This is a genomic window from Lancefieldella sp. Marseille-Q7238, from assembly GCF_949152215.1.
GTDB lineage: Bacteria > Actinomycetota > Coriobacteriia > Coriobacteriales > Atopobiaceae > Lancefieldella.
In genome coordinates this window covers 174,578-194,337 of the sequence record NZ_OX424407.1, presented here as the reverse complement: position 1 = coordinate 194,337, position 19,760 = coordinate 174,578, and the positions used below count along the sequence as shown (strand labels likewise).

Annotated in this window: 18 protein-coding genes; all 18 read right to left on the bottom strand. The window is 53.2% G+C overall.

Features of this window, described 5'->3' with window-relative positions; genetic code table 11:
* Window positions 1-16: 16 nt before the first annotated feature.
* The 18 genes from ispG to ppdK all read right to left on the bottom strand — a co-directional run bounded on the left by ispG (window position 17) and on the right by ppdK (window position 19,587).
* Window positions 17-1,126: a flavodoxin-dependent (E)-4-hydroxy-3-methylbut-2-enyl-diphosphate synthase gene (ispG, locus tag QM016_RS00850; protein ID WP_016477022.1), complete on the bottom strand. Its 1,110-nt coding sequence runs from the start codon at window positions 1,124-1,126 to the stop codon at window positions 17-19.
* Between the two features lie 11 nt (window positions 1,127-1,137).
* Window positions 1,138-2,517, bottom strand: coding sequence for a site-2 protease family protein (locus QM016_RS00845; RefSeq protein WP_282709811.1), 1,380 nt, complete (start codon window positions 2,515-2,517; stop codon window positions 1,138-1,140).
* A gap of 3 nt (window positions 2,518-2,520) precedes the next feature.
* On the bottom strand, window positions 2,521-3,714 hold the full coding sequence (gene dxr / locus QM016_RS00840) for a 1-deoxy-D-xylulose-5-phosphate reductoisomerase (RefSeq protein WP_282709810.1): 1,194 nt from the start codon (window positions 3,712-3,714) through the stop codon (window positions 2,521-2,523).
* The gene (locus tag QM016_RS00835; RefSeq protein ID WP_282709809.1) at window positions 3,711-4,706 is read right to left on the bottom strand and encodes a phosphatidate cytidylyltransferase; all 996 of its coding nucleotides are present in this window, start codon (window positions 4,704-4,706) and stop codon (window positions 3,711-3,713) included. Before QM016_RS00835 ends, dxr begins: the two co-directional genes overlap by 4 nt.
* Entirely contained in the window at window positions 4,703-5,485 is a 783-nt protein-coding gene (gene uppS / locus QM016_RS00830; RefSeq protein ID WP_282709808.1) for a polyprenyl diphosphate synthase, read from the bottom strand. Before uppS ends, QM016_RS00835 begins: the two co-directional genes overlap by 4 nt.
* Window positions 5,486-6,031 carry a ribosome recycling factor gene (gene frr, locus QM016_RS00825; RefSeq protein ID WP_016477027.1) on the bottom strand — a complete coding sequence of 182 codons (546 nt, stop codon included), beginning with the start codon at window positions 6,029-6,031 and terminating at the stop codon, window positions 5,486-5,488.
* Entirely contained in the window at window positions 6,028-6,753 is a 726-nt protein-coding gene (gene pyrH, locus QM016_RS00820) for a UMP kinase (RefSeq protein WP_016477028.1), read from the bottom strand. Before pyrH ends, frr begins: the two co-directional genes overlap by 4 nt.
* A 154-nt stretch (window positions 6,754-6,907) precedes the next feature.
* Window positions 6,908-7,777 carry a translation elongation factor Ts gene (tsf, locus tag QM016_RS00815; protein WP_016477029.1) on the bottom strand — a complete coding sequence of 290 codons (870 nt, stop codon included), beginning with the start codon at window positions 7,775-7,777 and terminating at the stop codon, window positions 6,908-6,910.
* 66 nt (window positions 7,778-7,843) lie between these two features.
* Window positions 7,844-8,623: a 30S ribosomal protein S2 gene (rpsB, locus tag QM016_RS00810; RefSeq protein WP_016477030.1), complete on the bottom strand. Its 780-nt coding sequence runs from the start codon at window positions 8,621-8,623 to the stop codon at window positions 7,844-7,846.
* A gap of 168 nt (window positions 8,624-8,791) precedes the next feature.
* Complete coding sequence (locus QM016_RS00805) at window positions 8,792-9,727, bottom strand: tyrosine recombinase XerC (RefSeq protein ID WP_016477031.1); 936 nt, start codon at window positions 9,725-9,727, stop codon at window positions 8,792-8,794.
* Window positions 9,724-11,061, bottom strand: coding sequence for a methylenetetrahydrofolate--tRNA-(uracil(54)-C(5))-methyltransferase (FADH(2)-oxidizing) TrmFO (gene trmFO / locus QM016_RS00800; RefSeq protein WP_282709805.1), 1,338 nt, complete (start codon window positions 11,059-11,061; stop codon window positions 9,724-9,726). The genes QM016_RS00805 and trmFO overlap by 4 nt, the downstream gene beginning before the upstream one ends.
* Window positions 11,058-11,969 carry a DNA-protecting protein DprA gene (locus QM016_RS00795; RefSeq protein WP_282709804.1) on the bottom strand — a complete coding sequence of 304 codons (912 nt, stop codon included), beginning with the start codon at window positions 11,967-11,969 and terminating at the stop codon, window positions 11,058-11,060. Before QM016_RS00795 ends, trmFO begins: the two co-directional genes overlap by 4 nt.
* A 10-nt stretch (window positions 11,970-11,979) precedes the next feature.
* Window positions 11,980-13,467, bottom strand: coding sequence for a YifB family Mg chelatase-like AAA ATPase (locus QM016_RS00790; protein ID WP_282709803.1), 1,488 nt, complete (start codon window positions 13,465-13,467; stop codon window positions 11,980-11,982).
* Complete coding sequence (locus QM016_RS00785) at window positions 13,460-14,008, bottom strand: YraN family protein (protein ID WP_016477035.1); 549 nt, start codon at window positions 14,006-14,008, stop codon at window positions 13,460-13,462. The genes QM016_RS00790 and QM016_RS00785 overlap by 8 nt, the downstream gene beginning before the upstream one ends.
* 200 nt (window positions 14,009-14,208) lie before the next feature.
* Window positions 14,209-15,015 carry a ribonuclease HII gene (locus tag QM016_RS00780; RefSeq protein WP_282709802.1) on the bottom strand — a complete coding sequence of 269 codons (807 nt, stop codon included), beginning with the start codon at window positions 15,013-15,015 and terminating at the stop codon, window positions 14,209-14,211.
* Between the two features lie 80 nt (window positions 15,016-15,095).
* The gene (gene rplS, locus QM016_RS00775) at window positions 15,096-15,437 is read right to left on the bottom strand and encodes a 50S ribosomal protein L19 (protein ID WP_016477037.1); all 342 of its coding nucleotides are present in this window, start codon (window positions 15,435-15,437) and stop codon (window positions 15,096-15,098) included.
* Between the two features lie 180 nt (window positions 15,438-15,617).
* Window positions 15,618-16,679: a deoxyguanosinetriphosphate triphosphohydrolase gene (locus QM016_RS00770; RefSeq protein WP_282709801.1), complete on the bottom strand. Its 1,062-nt coding sequence runs from the start codon at window positions 16,677-16,679 to the stop codon at window positions 15,618-15,620.
* A gap of 145 nt (window positions 16,680-16,824) precedes the next feature.
* A complete protein-coding gene (gene ppdK / locus QM016_RS00765; protein WP_016477039.1) occupies window positions 16,825-19,587 on the bottom strand; it encodes a pyruvate, phosphate dikinase in 2,763 nt (920 codons plus the stop codon).
* Window positions 19,588-19,760: the final 173 nt, after the last annotated feature.

The window sequence follows — 19,760 nt, the reverse complement described above, 5'->3', positions numbered from 1 at the left end:
CGCCTCAAAATTTCCTTTACAGTTTACTTGTTTTGTTCTCGCCCGAATCGTCCGACTTCTCGCTAAATCGCGTCTCTATTTCATGGAAAAGCTCATCAACGATGTCTTTTTCGGCTATTTTCTTGGTAGGAACGCCGTGCTCAAAAAGGACCGCTCTCCCCTTACCGCAGGCAACGCCTATATCAACGCCACGCGCCTCACCGGGGCCGTTTACCACGCATCCCATAACGGCAACGGAGATTGGCGCGTGAACGCTTTCAAGACGTGCAGAAACCTCTTCGGCAATGGGAATCATGTTGACGCCGCAACGTCCGCAGGTAGGACAGCTAACAAGTTCTGGCTTGTTGCGGCGCAGACCAAGCGCGGCCAGAAGCTCCCAGGCCACATATACCTCTTCCACCGGATCAGCCGTAAGCGAGAGGCGCATGGTGTCGCCTATCCCCTCCTCAAGAAGAATCCCCACGGCAGCGGCGTTTTTCACTGTACCCTGGCGAAGCGTTCCTGCCTCGGTCACCCCTACATGCAGGGGCACTTCCGGAAGCTCATGGGAAAGCGCTCGATAAACGGCAAGTGTTGTGGGAACATCGTGAGCCTTTGCGGAAAGCACGATGTCGTCAAAGCCACGCGCACGGAAATGCTTTGTGAACGACACTGAGGAGGCTACGAGCTTCTCGACAAGCGTCATATCAGAGTGCGTATCAAACTCCTTGGCAAGAGATCCCGCATTTACGCCAATGCGTATGGGGATATGGGCCTCCTGCGCCGCCTCGATAACCGCGTCCACGCGCTCCCATGAACCGATATTGCCGGGATTGACGCGGAGCGCGGAGGCGCCTAAGCGAGCGGCCTCAACGGCCAGTCGAAAGTCAAAGTGAATGTCGGCAACAACGGGAAGCGGACTTTGACGACATACCTCATGAAATCCCGCAAGAGAGCGAGCTTCGGGAATAGCCACGCGAATAATTTCACACCCGGCGTCCGCAAGCGTTTTGATTTGCGCAAGCGTTGCGGCGGCGTCCGCGGTCTTGGCGGTGCACATAGACTGCACGGACACCGGAGCGCCACCGCCTACCTGCACAGAACCGACCATCACGGGATGCGTTATGTTACGAGCAATTTCAGCCATACGCTCACCAGCTATCTGAAAATCAGTCGAAAAATGTCATTTTTGAGCGCAACGACAAAAATGAACAGGAAAAACGCCAGTCCGATATAGGTGAGGATATTTTGCGTCTTTACGGAAAGCGGGCGGCCAATAATCACCTGGATAATCTCTATCAGTATCTTGCCGCCGTCAAGCGGAGGAATGGGCAGTAAATTCATGAAGCCCAGCGACATGGAGATCATAGCGATAATCATAATCAAATCCGTCGCACCGGACTGAGCTGCCCTGGACGCCATCACGGAAATACCGACCACAGAAGACGACTGATTGAGCACGTTCATGGTCTGCGTTGGAATCAAAAGGCTGCCGGCGAACTGCGCTACTTTGCCGGCATAGGCAAACGATGCGGACAGCGCCTCGGGAAGTGAAAGGCGATACTGCGCCGTTGTAGGCGAAATGCCAATGATCTTTGCTTCCGGCTTAAGCTTTGGATTGACGACTGTTTCAAGCTGTATGCCCTCACGAGTATATGAGACAGTCAGGTTACTCTGATTGGACAGCGCCGAGTGAATTTCCTCGCTCATATCCGTCCAGGAAGATACCACTTTTCCGTTGATAGCGGTAATGGTGTCGCCCTGTTTCAGACCCGCGAGTGCCGCAAGCGACTTCTCTTCGACAGCGCCAATCTGAGGAGTGTTTTGAGGAACCGCGATGCCGACAATCATCAGCGAACCTGCAACCAGCACAAGAGCGAGAAGCACGTTGACCACAATGCCGCCGAGCAACATCACGATGCGCTTGGGAATGCTTGCGCCAAGGTAGGTATGCGAGCGCTCCTGGGCGAGAAACGCCTCGGCTTTCATGGAGGGGTCGTGGGCTTCGCCTGCCTTTGTTGAGCCTTCCAAAGAAAAATCGTGTCCGCGGTCGTATTCAGTTCGAAGCAGAGCGTCGCGCGCCAAGGTCTGATACGTAATCAGAGCTTCATCGTCTGCCTTTGCGCCGCTTTCATGCTGTTCGCAGGACTCAATGGCAGCCCAATCGGTAAGAATCGTGAGCGCCTCAAGGGCTGTATCGGGTGCTATGTTGAGCTCGGAAGCAACCTCGCCTACCGTGACATGGCCCTTTTTCTGTACAAGAAGGAGCACGGGCGCAAGATACTCGTTATTCTCGCCCTCCATGCCGCAAATGCGTGTGTAGCCGCCCAAAAGCAGCGGCGTCACGCCTATCTCTGTACCGTGAGACGCGCTCTTATAGGAGAGCTTATAGCGAAACGGCATGCCCAAGAAGAACTCAGTGACGCGCACGCCAAACGCGCGAGCGGCAAGATAATGGCCAGCTTCATGCACGAAGACTAAAATCGAAAGAACTACGAGTCCCCAAAAAATAGGCGATAGTACGCTCAAGATGTTCAAGTCCTACCCTTTCAGCACGCATGCCTGAGCAAGCGCGCGGGCATGTGTATCAATCTCGGAGAGTTGTTCGATACTCTCAACGGTCTCTCTTGGGATTGTCTCCATAACGGAAGAAACAATACGCTCAATGTCGAGAAAACCGATTTTGTCTAAACGGAAGGCCTCGTTGGCAACTTCATTAGCAGCGTTCATGACGCAGGGCTGCGTTCCGCCGACTCTACCAGCTTCCTTCGCAAGCGCCAGACAGCCGAAAGTTTTCTCATCGACTTCCTCGCAGGTAAGAGGATCGCAAGTCCCCCACATGACAGGCGTTGCCACGGTTTGCCAGCGCTCAGGATAACTCAGGGCGTACTGAATAGGAATGCGCATGTCAGAGGGGCCAAGCTGACCTTTTACGGAGCCGTCAATAAATTCAACCATGGAATGAATGCGGCTTTGCCGGTGAACCAATACATGAATATCGTCGATGAACGTCTCAAAAAGATGATGGGCTTCGAGTATTTCGAGACCTTTGTTCATGAGCGTCGCCGAATCAATCGAGATTTTGGCTCCCATCGACCAGGTGGGGTGAGCAAGGGCGTCCGCAACGCTCACATGCGCAAGCTCTTCTCGCGTCATGCCAAAAAATGGCCCGCCTGAGCAGGTCAGCCATAGTTTTGACAGCTCTGAGAGTCGTTCACCTGCAAGACACTGAAAAATGGCGCTGTGCTCGGAATCTACAGGCACAAGTTGGCCGGGGCGCACAAGCGGCATCAGAAGGTCGCCGCCGACCACGATTGACTCTTTGTTGGCATAGGCCAGCGTCTTTCCCGCTTTGAGCGCTGCGTACCCAGCGTAGATACCCGCTTCGCCCACAACGGCGTTGACAACGCAGTCCACCTCGTCAAGCTCCGCAAGGGCGCTGACCGCTTTAGCGCCAAAGGTTACCTTGCACCCTTCGGGCAAATCGGCGAGAAGAGCGTCATGCTGGCACTTTTCATTGGCAACGGCGATATAGGCGGGCTTAAACTCACGTGCGGCGGCCGCAAGTGGCGCAATCGACGAGTGCACTGCAAGGGCAACAACCTGCACCTTATCGCGATGATGGCGGCATACATCCAGCGTCTGCGAACCGACTGAGCCGGAGCAGCCCAGTATGGCGACGCGCAAAGGCCGTCGTCGCGGCGCACGCGGCGCTGTGTCCTCAAAGATACTCATAAAAACAGAAGCGCTCCCATAAAGTAAAACGAAAAATTCAGGAATAACAAAGCGGCCACGCTGCCAAAAATCATTGAATCGGAACGGTCAAGAAGACCTCCATGACCAGGCATGATAGTACCGGAGTCTTTTATGCCAACACCGCGCTTGATACGCGATTCAAAAAGATCGCCGATGACCGCGAAGATGCCCTCAAAGAGACCGGCCGCAATTCCCCACCACACGGGCATGTGAAAGGTAGGGCTGAACGTGCTTACCAAGACCCATACCAAAACAGACCCTACAAGACCGCCGTAAAAGCCTTCCCAGCTTTTCTTTGGAGAAATGCGGGGCGCCATTTTGTGTCTGCCAAACTTGGATCCCACGAAAAACGCAAACGAGTCATTGGCCCACACGGATACCATCACCGCGAGCGTCAGCCAAGGTATCGAAAACGACGGCTCAGCCGAGCGAAACATCACGATGGTGGCATAGGCCAGCGAAGTATAGACAGGGCCAAAACAGGTTACCGCTACGTCAGCAAGGTTGGCCCGCGGCGTTAAAACGTACCATGCTCCGCAAAACATAAGCAAGATAAGCAAAGAGCCGAATACTCCGTATGATCCGAAACGAGCCAAAATAGGAAATACCACCGCAAAGGTCAAGCCCAACGGTTCATTGGGCATACGTCCGCCCAAACGGCAGATGTGAAAGAACTCTGAGCAGCATACCCAGCCAATCGCGGCTATCAATACCGTTGTAGCGTCAATACCCGCATACAGACAGGCAAGCACGATAAAGGCATAAATCGCGCCTGAAAGCGAGCGAGTGAGGAGCTTTTCTGTCCATTCGCGCACACGCTGACCAAAAAGGTTTCCTTCAGCGCGCAGTGGCTCTTTTTGCGACCGCCTGTCCTCAAGTTTATCTATCTGCCTGTCCAAGCCGGCAGGTTCGGGAGGCGTATACGAAACTTCCTCTGAAGCCGGGCTCACAGGCTTGCGTTCCTTTGTCATGAAGCCACACCTCCAAAACGCCGTTCCCGTGCCTGAAAGGCCACGAGCGCACGCAGAAAATCCCAGCGCGTGAAATCAGGCCACAGCGTTGGCGTCACATACATCTCCGAGTATGCAATCTGCCACAGAAGATAGTTGGAGAGGCGCAGCTCTCCTGAGGTGCGAATGAGCAAATCAGGGTCGGGCAGTCCCGCGGTGTAGAGGTACTTCTCGACATCTGCCGGTCCTATGCTTGCAGGATCAATGCTTCCCGCTTTTGCCTCTGCGGCGAGAAGTGCGGCGGCGCGGGCGAGTTCAGCGCGGGCGCCGTAATTGACGGCAAGCGCAAAGACCATACCGGTGTTATTGGCGGTTTCTGCGAGCCCCTGCTTAAAGGTTTCCTGCGTCTTTTGAGGAAGAGCTTCAAGGTCGCCAAAAAAGCGGAGCTTTACCTGCTCCTGATGAAAGAGCGGCAGCTCGTTCAAGAGCGTTTCGGCAAAAAGCTGCATCAAAAAGGTAACTTCTTTTTGCGAGCGATTCCAATTCTCCGTTGAAAACGCGTAGACCGAAAGTACGTCCAGGCCAAGACGGACAGCTGTTGTCACCGTTTCACGAAGCGACGCGACGCCCGCTAGATGGCCTTGTGAGCGTTCAAGACCGCGCGCCTGCGCCCAGCGCCCGTTGCCATCCATGATGATGGAAACATGAGCGGGCATACGACTCATATCAAGCGCGTCAAGCGAGATATCCCCGAGAGCATCGCGGTAAAACGCAGCCAGTTTTGCCTTGTCAAACTGCATCTAGATCTCCATGACCTCAGCGGTCTTTGCCTTGAGGAGCTTTTCAATCTCGGCAACTGAGTTGTCGGTGAGTTTTTGGATCTGCTTTTTCTCATGCGACTGCTCGTCTTCCGAGAGTTCCTCGTCCCGCTCAATCTTGCCGTTAATGTCGCGGCGCACGTTTCTGATTGCGATGCGCGCTTCTTCGGCAAGGCCGGCGCATTCCTTTGCGAGCTCACGGCGGCGCTCTTCGGTCGGCATAGGGAACGGCAGACGGATAGCTACGCCGTCATTGGAAGGAGTGATTCCCAAATCAGACGCCTCAATCGCTTTTTCGATAGCCTTGAGCGAAGTCTTATCCCAAGGCTCAATTACCAGCAGGGAGGCCTCAGGAACCTTCACTGCGGCAAGCTGCATAATAGGCGTAAGCTGGCCATAATAATCGACCTTGATGGGGTCAAGCGCATGCGGGTTTGCGCGGCCGGTGCGAACGCGAGCAAAGTTGTTCTTCAAGGCTTCAATGCCCTTATCCATTGAAGATTTTGCCTTGTCGGTGTAGACGCTCATAAGTCCTCCTCAACAACGGTCGTACCGACGTTCTTGCCACAGATAGCATCGTGGAAGACGCCTTCGGTACCCATATCAAATACAATGATTGGCATTTTATTGTCACGGCACAACGCAATCGCCGCAGCATCCATAACCTTAAGCTCTTTCGTCAACACGTCCTTGTACGTCACCACGTCAAATTTGACAGCCTGAGGATTGAGCACCGGATCACAATCGTAGATGCCGTCAACCTTGGTTGCCTTCATAAGAGCCTCAGCGCCTATCTCGCATGCGCGAAGCGCCGCTGCAGTATCCGTAGTGAAATAAGGATTGCCCGTGCCAGCGGCAAAGATGACGATACGTCCCTTCTCAAGATGGCGGATGGCGCGGCGGCGGATGTAGGGCTCTGCAATCTGCGCCATGGTGATAGCGCTCATCACACGGCAGTCCATGCCGTGACGCTCAAAGCAGTCCTGCAGAGACAGGGCATTGATGACAGTAGCAAGCATACCCATGTTGTCTCCTTGGGCGCGATCCATACCAGCCGCTGCCTGTGAGACGCCGCGGAAGATGTTGCCGCCGCCTACTACAACGGCGATTTGAACACCGGACTCCCAGACGGGCTTAATTTCTCGAGCCAGCTGCTCGGGAATGGAAGGATCAATCCCGAAGTTCTGCTCGCCCATCAAAGCCTCGCCGGAAAGCTTGAGAAGCACTCTTTTATAGGTATAGTTCGACAAGACACCCTCCACTTCCGCGCAAACGTACAATCGCTGAACATTTTATCAGACGACCCAAGCTCAACTCGCCTCAAGCACAACCAACGCACACGCTTCGCATAAAGAAAAAGCCAACTGCAAGCAGCTGGCTTTTTCTGAGTCGTTCTCTCAGCGGCTACTCGCCAAAGGAAAAACGAACGAAGCTGACGACTTGAACGTTGTCGTCGACCTTTTTGGAAACGAGCTTCGCGTACTCGTTGATGGACATGTCGGGATCCTTAACGAAGGCCTGCTCGGTAAGGACATTCTCCTTGTAGTACTTCTCAAGACGACCCTGTGCCATTCTCTCCTGAATAGCCTCGGGCTTGCCAGACTCAGCAGCCTGAGCCTTGTAGATGGAGAGCTCATGCTCAACGATGTCAGCAGGCACATCCTCGCGGCGAGCAGCAACCGGAGCGGCTGCGGCTACCTGCATGGCGACGTCATGGGCGAAGTTTTTGAAGTCCTCAGAATCACGGGTCTCGGGCTTGTCAAACTCAAAGGTAACAACCGTCGCAAGTTTGCCGCCGAGGTGAATGTAGCTTGAAAGAGCGCCGGAAGAAACCTGAACACGGGCGAAGCGCAAAATACGCATGTTTTCGCCAATGTTGTGAATCTTATCCGTCAGAGCTTCCTGTACGGTGCCCTCACCGAATTTTGACGTGAGGAACGCGTCGACATCGGAAGGATCACTCTCAACAACGGCCTCGGCTAAATCGCTTGCAAAGCCAGTAAACTGCGGGTTGGTACCCACAAAGTCAGTTTCGCACGAAAGCTCAAGGATTGCGCCCTTGGTGCAATCGGGTGAAATGAACGTTGCAATGGTGCCTTCATTAGTCTCGCGACCCGCGCGCTTGACGGCCTTGGCAACGCCCATGGTGCGCAGAATATCAATCGCCTTATCAATGTCGCCATCGGCTTCAACGAGTGCCTTCTTGCATTCCATCATAGGAGAACTCGTCATATCGCGGAGCTGCTTGACAAGGGCTGCAGTAATTTGTGCCATGTTCCCCTCCTTGGGGATCGTAGGAATAATTGCGTACTTGCGTACGTATTGCTTGCTTAGGTGGACCTATTCAGCCTGAGGAGCTTCTTCTGCCTGCTCGGCCTTAGGCGCCTCCTCTTCGCTCGCCTGCGGAGCGCTCATTTCCTCTGCGGAAATCTGCTCTTTACCGCTGCCGGCAAGGATTGCGTCGGCGGCAAGTTCGCACATCAAAGAAATGGAGCGGATAGCATCATCGTTTGCGGGAATGCCGTAGTCGATAACGTCAGGGTCGGAGTTTGTGTCAAGAAGCGAAACCACGGGGATGTGAAGGCGATTTGCCTCGCGAACCGCGTTCTCCTCACGCTTTGAGTCGATGACAAAGAGAGCGTCGGGAAGCTTGTTCATATCGCGAACGCCACCCAGGTTCAGCTGAAGCTTAGCAAGCTCCTTGTTGCGAAGCGCCTGCTCCTTTTTGGGCAGAGCGTCCATGCGGCCGTCCTCAACCATGGCCTCAAGCTCTTCCATGTGCTGAATGCGGGAACGCATGGTGACAAAGTTAGTGAGCATGCCGCCAAGCCAGCGCTGATTGATGTAGGGCATGGAAGCACGCGCGGCCTGAGTAGCAATAGGCTCCTGAGCCTGCTTTTTGGTGCCGACAAAAAGAATGCGGCCACCCTTAGAAGCAAGATCTTTCAAAAAGGTGTAAGCCTTGTCAGCGCCAAGCATGGTCTGCTTGAGGTCAATGATGTAAATACCATTGCGATCGCCGAAGATATACGGCTTCATCTTAGGGTTCCAGCGGCGGGTCTGGTGACCGTAGTGGCAGCCGGCATCAAGCAGGGTTTGGATAGTAATCTTTGCAGCCATAAGTAACCTCCTGGTTTAACCTCCGCACGGGGTCTTTCCCATCAATCAACCCAAAACCTGGCTTGAGCTTTGAGCACCACAGACGATGAGTAGTCGTGCGTGTGTGATTGTGCCGCTTGGCAGCGGCAGGCTGTGCATTTACACAACCGGGCGGTAGTATACCACGATTTAGTCAGATTCAGCCCGCGGATGCGCTTGTTTTGCTGCATCTTTGAGACGCTCAATCGAAAGGTGCGTATAGATTTGCGTTGTCGACAGACTCTGGTGGCCCAAAAGCTCCTGCACGACGCGTAAATCAGCGCCACCAGTAAGGAGCTCTGTCGCAAACGTATGCCTCATGGCATGCGGCGTAAGACCTGAATCAAGCCCCGCTTCCAGCACATGGGCCTCAAACATTTTTCTGAGCACGTCCGCGCTCATGCGGCGGCCACGATTTGAGAGAAAGAGAGCCTCCTCAGCCGGCGCAACTTTGAGTGATGTTCTGCTTTTTGCCAAAAGCTTCGGCCTAGCTTCATAAAGATAGAGCTCCAGCCAGTCGCACGCGGTCTTATAGAGCGGGACATCACGCTCTTTTGAACCTTTACCAAACAGCCTCACGACACCTTGCCGCAGCATAAGGTCTCCCCTGTCAAGACGTGCGATCTCTGAGATACGAGCGCCCGTCGCATACATGAACTCAAGGATTGCCCTATCTCGCAAGCCGGATGACGTATGTACGTCGCATGATGCAAGAAGTCTTTTTGCATCTTCATCCGACATGGTCTTGGGAAGACGGCGAGAAGTACGCGGGCTTGTCAAGATAAGCGAGGGATCCGCTTCAAGATAACCCTCTTTGTTCAGCCACTTATAAAATCCTCTGAGAGCTGAAAGATGCCTGTTGCGTGTGCGTGCAGAGTATTGGGCTCGATTGAGATAGGACAGATAGGAGCGAAGGCTTCGATGTGTTGCCTGAAGCATGCTAAGTTCTTCTCGCCCGCACCACGCGGCATACGACGAGAGATCTGTCGCATAAGCCCGCACGGTATTGTCGGACAGATTGCGCACCGATTTCAAATATGTCAGGAACATATCTATATAGGCTGCATCATCAAAGGCCTGTGTCATTGATCATCGCTCCTTTGGCCAAAGAGATCGCTTCTGAGGCGCAGATAGGCATCAAAATCTTCATGCGCTCTTTGCGTCATACGAGCACGGCGTTCATCTTTCTTCTTTATCTCCGTATCAAGCGGCGGAAAGAGTCCGAAATTGACGTGCATGGGCTGGTAGTCCGTAGTGTTTGGATTAGTCGCATAAGCTACTAGAGAACCCAGGGCTCCCGTTGTGGGAAGGTGCATCTGAGAAGCACCAACCAGATCCGCATAGGTATTGAGCGCCGCAAGCAAACCCGAAGCAATCGCTTCCACGTAGCCCTCTGTGCCGGTAATCTGTCCCGCGAGCCGAACGCATGAGTGCGGAATCGCAAATGTATCGGTCAGCGTATGAGGCGCATCAACGAATGAATTTCTGTGCATAACGCCGTAGCGCACAAACTCTGCCTGCGCAAGTCCCGGAATCATCGTGAAGACACGTTTTTGTTCGCCCCAGGTAAGGTTGGTCTGAAAACCCACAAGATTGTACGCGGTCGCTGCCTCATTTTCAGCACGAAGCTGCACTGCCGCCCAAGGCCGTCTGCCGTCTCTTGGATCAATGAGCCCTACCGGTTTGAGAGCGCCAAAACGAAGCGACTCAAATCCTGTGCGCGCCACCTCCTCTACAGGCTGGCACGCCTGAAATAAATCAGCCTGCTCAAATTCGCGGGAGACGACGCGCTGCGCGCCGATAAGCTCACGGATAAAAGCTTCGTATTCGTTTTTATTGAAAGGACAGTTGAGGTAATCCCCTCGCCCTGCTTTTTCATAACGAGACTGCGAAAAGACAATCGAGCGGTCGATGCTTTCCGCTGAAACAATGGGAGCCGCAGCATCATAAAACGACATGCCCTCTGTGCCAACGCGCTTGGAAATCGCCGCATACAGCGCGTCCGAGCAAAGCGGTCCGGCCGCAATCACGCAAGGCCCGTCAGGAATTTCTGTAGCTTCCCGACGTTCAATCTTAACGAGAGGATTCGCCTCGACCACAGCCGTCACCGAACGTGAAAACTTCTTTCGGTCAACCGCCAGGGCGCCTCCTGCAGAAACGGCGTTTTCTCTCGCAATCTGTAAGAGGAAACTTTTCATTTCTGTCAGTTCGCGCTTCAGGATACCCGCCGCGCTCTCCTCTTTAGTCGATTTAAGAGAGTTCGAGCAGACAAGCTCTGCAAAGTCGCTCGTATGGTGTGCTAAAGATCGGTGAATGGGCCTTTGCTCTATCAAAAGGACTTCTATCCCTCTGGCGGCAAGCTGGAGCGCACACTCACTGCCTGCAAGACCTGCCCCTATAACAGTTACTCTCTTTGTCATAACGTCCTTTGCTCATTCATATTCGCTGTCTGTACTAATCCTAAATGATATTCGCGGGTTGGTGTATAGCGGCCGTCGGGCAATCTCTGTACAATCCTTTGAGCTTCAAAGTCTGTAAGCGTCCTCATGAGCGTCAACACATTCTCTCCAAGACGCATGGCAAGCTCTTCCGGACGACACGGAGAAGCCGTAAGAGCCGACATAACACGGCTTTTTGGAGACGTCTTGTCTTCCTGCTTTAGAACTGTTGCTCCAAAATCAAGCGCAAGGGACAGAGCAAGCGACGCCTCGTCCGGGATAATCCTGGCTCCGTCGGTGATAAGTTTGTTAGTTCCCGCGGACGTAGGAGAAAAGATAGACCCCGGTATGGCGTATACCTTTCGTCCAAGATCTTCCGCTGTCTCGGCTGTTGACATGGTTCCTGAACACACGCCTGCTTCAGTCACCACCAAAACAGAGCCAAGAGCGGCAATGACAGCATTTCTTCGCGGAAACGCAAAGCGCCGCGGAGGAGTTCCCCAACTGTCTAGCGAGATTACCGCTCCTTCTTTTACCGCAGCGGAAAAAAGACTTTTTGAAGAGCGCGGGTAAACAACATCGGCGCCACAGCCTAGTACTGCAATTGTTTTTCCTCCTGCCGCAAGAGCGCTCATACCAGCCGCACAATCGCATCCCATCGCGCCTCCCGAAACAACGGTCACCCCACAATCCGCGGCTACTCGGGCAGCCATTTCAGCAAGGGCAATACCGTAAGGAGTTGCCCGTCGAGCGCCAACGATTGAGAGCATTGGCGTTTCAAATATTTCGGAATTTCCAATTCCGTAGAGCACGTCTGGAGGGTTTTCAAGATCTTCCAAACAGGCCGGATAGTGCTTTGAACCACGTTCAAACGCCCATTTTTCAGCCATGACATCTCCTTTATGACAGTATTCGAGAGCGAAAGGTAACCGCTTCGGAAAGATCGTCTTTTGTTATGAGGCTGTGGTGTTCAAGATCGGCAACTGTCCTCGCAACACGAGAAACTCTCGCAATCGACCTGCCTCCCAGTGAAAGTCCGCGTGCATACCGCTCAAAGAGCTGTCGAGCACCATCTTCAAACAAAAGTTTTTGCAGACTTTCGCGCTCTCGCGCTTCTCGCCATTGTCGATAATCTCTGCCGGACATAACAAACTGCCTCATTTCACTTGAAGTCAAACCCGTATCGCCTTCGATAACCTTTGTTGATGAGGGGCGAGCTACATCGCACACGATATCTATCCGATCCATAAGAGGTCCTCCTACCTTCGACTGATAGGTATCGATACGTGCGGGGGTGCACTTGCAAAGATGGTCCGGGTCGCCGCAAAAACCGCAGGGACAAGGGTTAGCTGCAGCTAATAATTGAAAATCACAAGGAAATGTATATAAACCGTCAACGCGTACGAGCCGGACCTCCTTGTCCTCGAGGGGCTGCCGCAAAGCCTGCAAAGTATTGGTTGCAAACTCCGGCAACTCGTCAAGGAATAAGACACCCTTGTGCGCAAGTGAAACCTCTCCCGGCAAAACCGGCCTTCCTCCTCCAATCAGCCCGCCAAGCGAGATAGAATGATGAGGAGATCGAAACGGACGGATACCTTGAGCAAGCCATTCCGAAGGCTCTCCCGCCACAGAATGAATCAGCAACGCTTCTTCCAGCTCATCCGGATCGAGCTTAGGTAGAATCGATAAGAAGCGCCGAGCCAGCATAGTTTTTCCTGAACCGGGAGGCCCTACCATTAACATCCCATGCGATCCTATCGCCGCAAGAATGAGCGCACGCTTGGCGAGCTCCTGATCAACAACGTCAGCAAACTCAAGGTTGAGACTTTGAGGAGTTGTTCGCTTCAAATGCGTTTTGCTTTTGAAACGACATTTACGCAAATCAGCGGTTGAGCAGACATCAAAAAGGGATTGGATGCCATACACATGTGTGCAGTTGGCGCCCGCGAGTTCGCTTTGATTGGAGACGACCAGATTACACCCAAGGCTTCGGGCAATTTCGACATAGGCAATTGATCCTCTTACCGGAGCCACTTCCCCATTCAACGTAAGCTCTCCCACAAAGATGTTCTTTTCGATAATCTCCTGCGAAAGCTGGCCTGTCGCAACGAGGATAGCTACCGCCATGGGCAAATCAAATCCTGAACCGTTCTTTCTCATATCCGCCGGCGAAAGATTAATGGTGATATGCCTTCGGGGTATGGTAAAGCCGCAGGCTCCCAAGGCGCACTTAACCCGCGAGCGTGCCTCAAGAACAGCCGAATCCGGCATGCCTACGATAGTCACTCCCGGAATGCCTCCCGCGACGCTTGCCTCAACGTTTACCAAAACAGGTTCAATGCCCCGAATGGTTGCGGTCTTTACGCATACAGCGCCTGAACTAGTCATTTTCATCCCAGCTAAAAGCGCCGATAAGATGACGCAGGCTCGCGCTGCGCTCCGCAGCGAGATTGATTGCAATCACATCAAACCGAACCACGCTGACATGCGCATGATACGCAAGGTAGAGCAACGCCATCTTTCGATAGGTCCGCTGCTTGTGCGCTGTCACCGCAAGCTCCGGCATAAGATTCGCATCGCTTTTTGTTACGCGACGTGTTTTAACTTCAACCATGACGTATGTCTCGCCATCACGCGCGATGATATCCGCTTCACCTCCACCCTTGCATCGCCAATTGCGCTGGATGATTTTGTAGCCGCGGCGAGCGAGATAGTCGGCTGCAAGCTGCTCGCCCTTCTCGCCTATTTCATACGGCGAATACTCAGCCAGAGTCTTTTCTGGCTCCTCAGCCGGCTCCGACTCCTTTGATGGTTCCGCAGATTCCTCAAAATCCTTTGCATCACCTGCAAATTCTTCAGGAGAGGCAGATTCAGGGCAGTCCTCTTCCTTCGCATGATACTTGGCATCAAATTCAAGTTGTTCGTCCATAAGCTCTCCCTTCGCTTTCTTGAGAGAGCTATCATGACAGGCCGATCTGACAGCATTCTGTCTTCAATCTGACCGTTATCTGACAAGCATGTCTAGCCGCAAAAAATTTTGATGTATTTTTTTGAGAGCCACAATCGATGCCCCTGCATGTTGCGCAGGGGTATCAAATGGAAGCGCGACAAACCAGGACAGTAATTACATTATTGATATGACGGCGATTCAAAGAGGCGCGGCCCCTTCTCAAAATTTCCACAAAACGAGACGCGATGAATCGGAGAAAGTCCGTATTGCGCAATAGCGGCGATATGATCTGCCGAGGCATAACCCTTGTTTTCAGCAAAATGATACTGGGGATAGCGCGTGTCGTATGCCACCATCAAAGCGTCTCTGGATACTTTAGCAACAACGGAAGCAGCGGCAATTGAAGCTATCTTGGCATCGCCCTTTATGATTGTTTTTTCAAGCGGATGCGCATGAACAGGATTTCCATCAATAAGAACACAGTCCGGCTCAACGCCTGTTTTATCAATGGCAATCCGCATTGCCTTTCGAAGTGAAGCTGTCATTCCCTTCTCGTCAATTTCTGCAGGCTCAATAGAGGCAATGCCTATAGCAAGCGCAACCTTGGCAACCTGAGCCGCAACCAGTTCGCGCTTTGCGGCCGACAATTGCTTTGAGTCATTCAGTCCCTCAATATAAGGATTATCAGGAAGCACAACCGCACAGACGGTCAAAGGTCCAGCGACAGGACCACGACCTACCTCATCAACGCCGACAATAATGCCTTCTCCGCCCAGTGCGCGCTGAAGCGTATAGAGTGACTCTACGCGCTTTCTTTCTTCGCGGATACGCAGGAGGCGTTTTTGAGCTAAAGCGAGCGCGTGTTGCACCTGTTTTCGCGGATCTTCGGCATAACGCTCGGCGAGCGCAAGAACCTCAGACTCGGATGCGTCACTCAAAAACGCTGCGATTTCTTTTGCCGTCAATCGTGATGAATCAAACGACATCATCATTCCTCTTGAAGAAGTTCCCTACTGAAAAAGCCGCCCCTATGGACGGCTTCATCATACTGCAGGTACGCCTTGGCTTAGCGCTGCTCACGAAGACGGGCGGCTTTGCCGATACGATCGCGCAGGAAGTAAAGCTTAGCGCGGTGCACGACACCGTGACGAACTACTTCAAGCTTTGCAATCTTAGGGCTATGGAGCGGGAACGTACGCTCAACGCCGATACCGAAGCTGATTTTACGGACGGTAAACGTCTCACGCGAACCCTCGCCTGAAAGGCGGATGATGTCGCCCTGAAAGACCTGTTCACGAGTACGGTCACCCTCGACGATGCGATAGTGAACCTTTACATTGTCACCAACGCGAACAGCGGGGATATCCTCGCGGATCTGCTGGCGCTCAATTGCGCGAATGTAATCCATATTTCCTCATCTCTAGAGGTGCCGACGCAGAGGCGAGCGACACATAGCTCAACACATAGGTGAAAAGTATATTAGACCTTGGGCTTTCAGGCAAGGATAACGCGAGAATTTCTTTCAAATTCCTCTGTTTCAGCGAGAAGTGCTCGCTCTTCCCCATTCTTGCGCGTTGTTCTTATCGCCTTACCTGTGATTACCTCTGTTCTCCCTCCACGATTTCGGAAGACGCAGGTCTTCAAAGGTCCGCGTTGCATATCTGTCTGTCATGCCTGCAACAAAATCAGCTACCTGCAGTTCGGGCTTATCCGCATCGTGAACCGTATACTCATCAGGCACTTCATCAAGGTGCGAAATGAAGTAGTCAAACAGCTCGATAATGAGGTCGTACGCTTTGGGCTCTTCGTATTTTGCATCCCCATTTGCGTAGAGGTTATCAAAGAGAAACGAACGCATGTGCATCATGGCATCCCACATGACTTCCGACATCTGAATATCCCCTACGGCCGCGCTCTTGATAACGATGTCATGCACCATAGTTTCGATGCGCTCGGAAGACGAACCCCCGAGAAGCGCGCGCGACTCCCGAGGCAACATTGCTTCCGTGAGAAGTCCAGCGCGTTCTGCATCGTCAATGTCGTGCGTTACATAGGCGATACGGTCGGCAACGCCGACGATGCGACCTTCCGCTGTCATGGCTCGAAGACTGCCCGAGTGGCACCGAATGCCGTCTACTACCTCTCGGCTCAAATTAAGACCCCTGCCGTTACGTTCAAGAAGCTCAACGATGCGCGCCCCTTGTTCATTATGAGCAAAAAGCCGCTGATTTTTTGGATCCAAAGGATTCAGACCCCTATAGAGAGCAATGGCTGTTGACAAGGCCTTCTCGCCGATATGCCCAAATGGCGTATGCCCAAGGTCGTGTCCAAGCGCTATCGCCTCTGCCAGGTCTTCATTCAGTCCCAAAGGACGTGCGATAGATCTCGAAATCTGAGCGACTTCTAACGTATGGATGAGCCGTGTGCGATAGTGATCGCCTTCCGGCGCGAGAAACACTTGCGTCTTATGAGCAAGGCGGCGAAAACTTTTGCTGTGCAGTATGCGGTCCCTGTCGCACTGATAGCAGGTACGAAACGCATCGGGTTCCTCAGGTGTCAGACGCCCTTGTGAACTATCGGAAAATGCGGCCTCCGGAGCAAGGAATTCATGCTCACGACGCTCAAGGTCTTCTCGCGTAACGGTTTTCATGATGCCCCCAAAAAACTCATATAGCGCGCGCAGGCGGCGAATGTTTTCAAAAGTCTAACAGAAAAGGAGAATGCCCGAAGACATTCTCCTTTTGATAACAGCTGCATCTCACACGCAAAGAGCGCCGTGGTGAACCTGATTGAAATTACTTGGTAGCAATCTTCTTCGGTCCGCCGTTTGCAGCGAGCTTTGCCTGAGCTGCCGCAAGACGAGCGATGGGCACGCGATACGGCGAGCAAGACACATAGTCAAGACCAAGGTTGTAGTACATGTGGATGGACTCAGGATCGCCGCCCGTCTCTCCGCAGACGCCAATGGTGAGGTTGGGGTTACCCTTATGACCGCCTTCGACGCCCATGCGGACGAGCTCTGCAACACCCTTGTCAAGCGTTGCGAACGGGTTGGTCTTAACAATCTTGCGCTCCAAATACAGAGGCATAAAGGCGGACTCAACGTCGTCGCGGGAGAAGCCGAGGCAGGTCTGGGTCAGGTCGTTGGTGCCGAAGGAGAAGAAATCAGCATGCTTTGCAATTTCTTCAGACATGATGGCAGCGCGAGGCAGCTCAATCATGGTACCAACGGGGATATCCAGCTCAACGCCGTACTCATCGGCAACCTGTTTGATGGTCTTCTCGACCTCTTCACGCACCTGTACCAGCTCCTCCTCAAAGCCTACGAGAGGAACCATGATCTCAGGATGGGGATCAAGGCCGACGCGCTTGAGCTCTGCGGCGGCGCTTGCTATAGCACGAACTTGCATAACATTGAGCTCGGGATACACGATGCCCAAACGGCAGCCACGCAAACCGAGCATGGGGTTTGCTTCCTGGAACGCATCAAACTTAGCGAGAAGTGCCCGTTTAGCGGTAGCGTCTTTACCCTGCTCTTCATCATGGGCAATCTCAACCTCAAGATCGCGCGGAGAGTCAAGGAACTCATGCAGAGGCGGATCAAGCAGGCGAACAACAACGTCTTTGCCGTCCATAACCTTGAACATACCAAGGAAATCGCCCTTTTGCGCGCGACCAAGCTGGTCAATAGCAAGCTGCTTGACGTCCTCGGAATCAGCCAAAATGAAGTCCTGGATAAGGTGCTTACGCTCACCGAGGAACATGTGCTCGGTGCGGTCAAGGCCGATTGCCTCTGCGCCGTTATCAAGTGATGTCTGAGCGTCGGCGGGGTTGTCGGCGTTTGCACGAACGCCGATGTTGCGGCCGCGAGAGCTATCAAGACGAACCTCGTCAGCCCACTTCAGGATTGTCTGAAGGTCACCGGAGAGCTCAGGCTGGACCAACTCGACAGCGCCGAGAATGACATCGCCGGTAGTGCCGTCAATGGAGATGATATCGCCTTCATTAACAACCAGATCAGAGCCAGCGACCGTGAAGCGCTTGTTAGCCGCGTCAATACGCAAAACATCAACGCCGCAGACGCAAGGAGCGCCCATGCCACGGGCGATGACAGCCGCATGGCTGGTCTTGCCGCCATGAGACGTAAGGATGCCCTCAGCCGCGACCATGCCATGAAGATCATCGGGCGTAGTTTCCCAGCGAACCAAGATACAAGGCTTACCAGCCTCGGCGTACTTCTCGGCGTCTGAAGACGAGAACACGGCAGCGCCGACAGCAGCGCCAGGAGAGGCATTAAGACCCTTGGCGATAGTCTCATACTTTGCATTGGGGTCAAATTGCGGGTGCAAAAGCTGGTCGAGCTGCTCAGGAGCAACGCGGGTAACAGCCTGCTCCTTGGTGATGCGGCCTTCCTCATACATCTGGATTGCGACCTTCAGAGCGGAAAGTGCCGTACGCTTGCCTACACGAGTCTGAAGCATCCAAAGCTTGCCGTTTTCGATGGTGAACTCAATGTCCATCATGTCAGCGTAGTGATCCTCAAGAATCTCAAAGACGTGGAAGAGCTCTTCGCCCGCCTCTTTGAGAGCGGGAACCTTAACAAGATCGGTAATAGGCTCGGTGTTGCGGATACCAGCAACAACGTCTTCGCCCTGCGCGTTAACAAGGAAATCGCCATAGCGCTCGTTGGTGCCGTCGGCGGGGTTACGCGTAAAAGCAACGCCGGTAGCCGAAGTCTCACCCTTGTTGCCGAAAACCATGACCTGAACGTTTACAGCAGTACCAAGGTCATCAGGAATCTTGTTCTGCTTACGATAGAGGATGGCGCGGTCGTTCATCCAAGAACCGAAAACAGCCTGCTCAGCAAGGCGGAGCTGGAGATATGGATCGGAAGGAAAGACGGCAAAGCCGTTCTTTGAAACCTCTGGGTGCTCTTTGACGTCAACATTGGCTGCAAAGATGCCCTTGAACCAGGTCACAAGTTCACGAAGATCGTTGGCGGTAAGCTCCGTGTCAAGCGTGACGCCCTTCTCGGCCTTCTTAGCAGAGATGGCATCCTCAAAGAGCTGGCCGGAAACGCCCATAACCACGCCTGAGAACATCTGAACGAAGCGACGGTAGGAGTCCCAAGCAAAGCGCTCATTGCCTGTCTGCTTGATGAGGCCCTGAACCGATTCGTCATTAAGGCCAAGGTTTAAAACGGTATCCATCATGCCCGGCATGGAGAACGGAGCGCCAGAACGGACAGAGACAAGCAGGGGATCTTCTTTATCGCCAAGCTTCTTCCCCATGCGCTCCTCAAGATCCTGCATGGCCGAATCAATCTCTTCAATAACGCCATCAGGCCAAACGTTGCCCGCTGTAGAGTAGGCTACGCACGTCTGGCACGTAATTGAAAAACCAGGAGGGACAGGCAGGCCAATCTTAGACATCTCAGCAAGGTTAGCGCCCTTGCCGCCGACAATCCATTTTGCCTCGTCTACGGATGCACCGGCGACTTCAGTCACATCGTTACCGGCATGATCCTTTCCAAAGCTGTACACATGCTTCTCAGACATAACACTCCAAACCTTTAAAACCAGACACGCTCAAGCGTGCACTTACACCACATAACATGAGTACACAGGGTGCGAACTCATAACAAGTTATGATATCAAGCTGCAAGTAAATCGGAGTCGAATATACGCTCATCGGCATTATTCAACCACTCACGGATTATACCAAATATCTT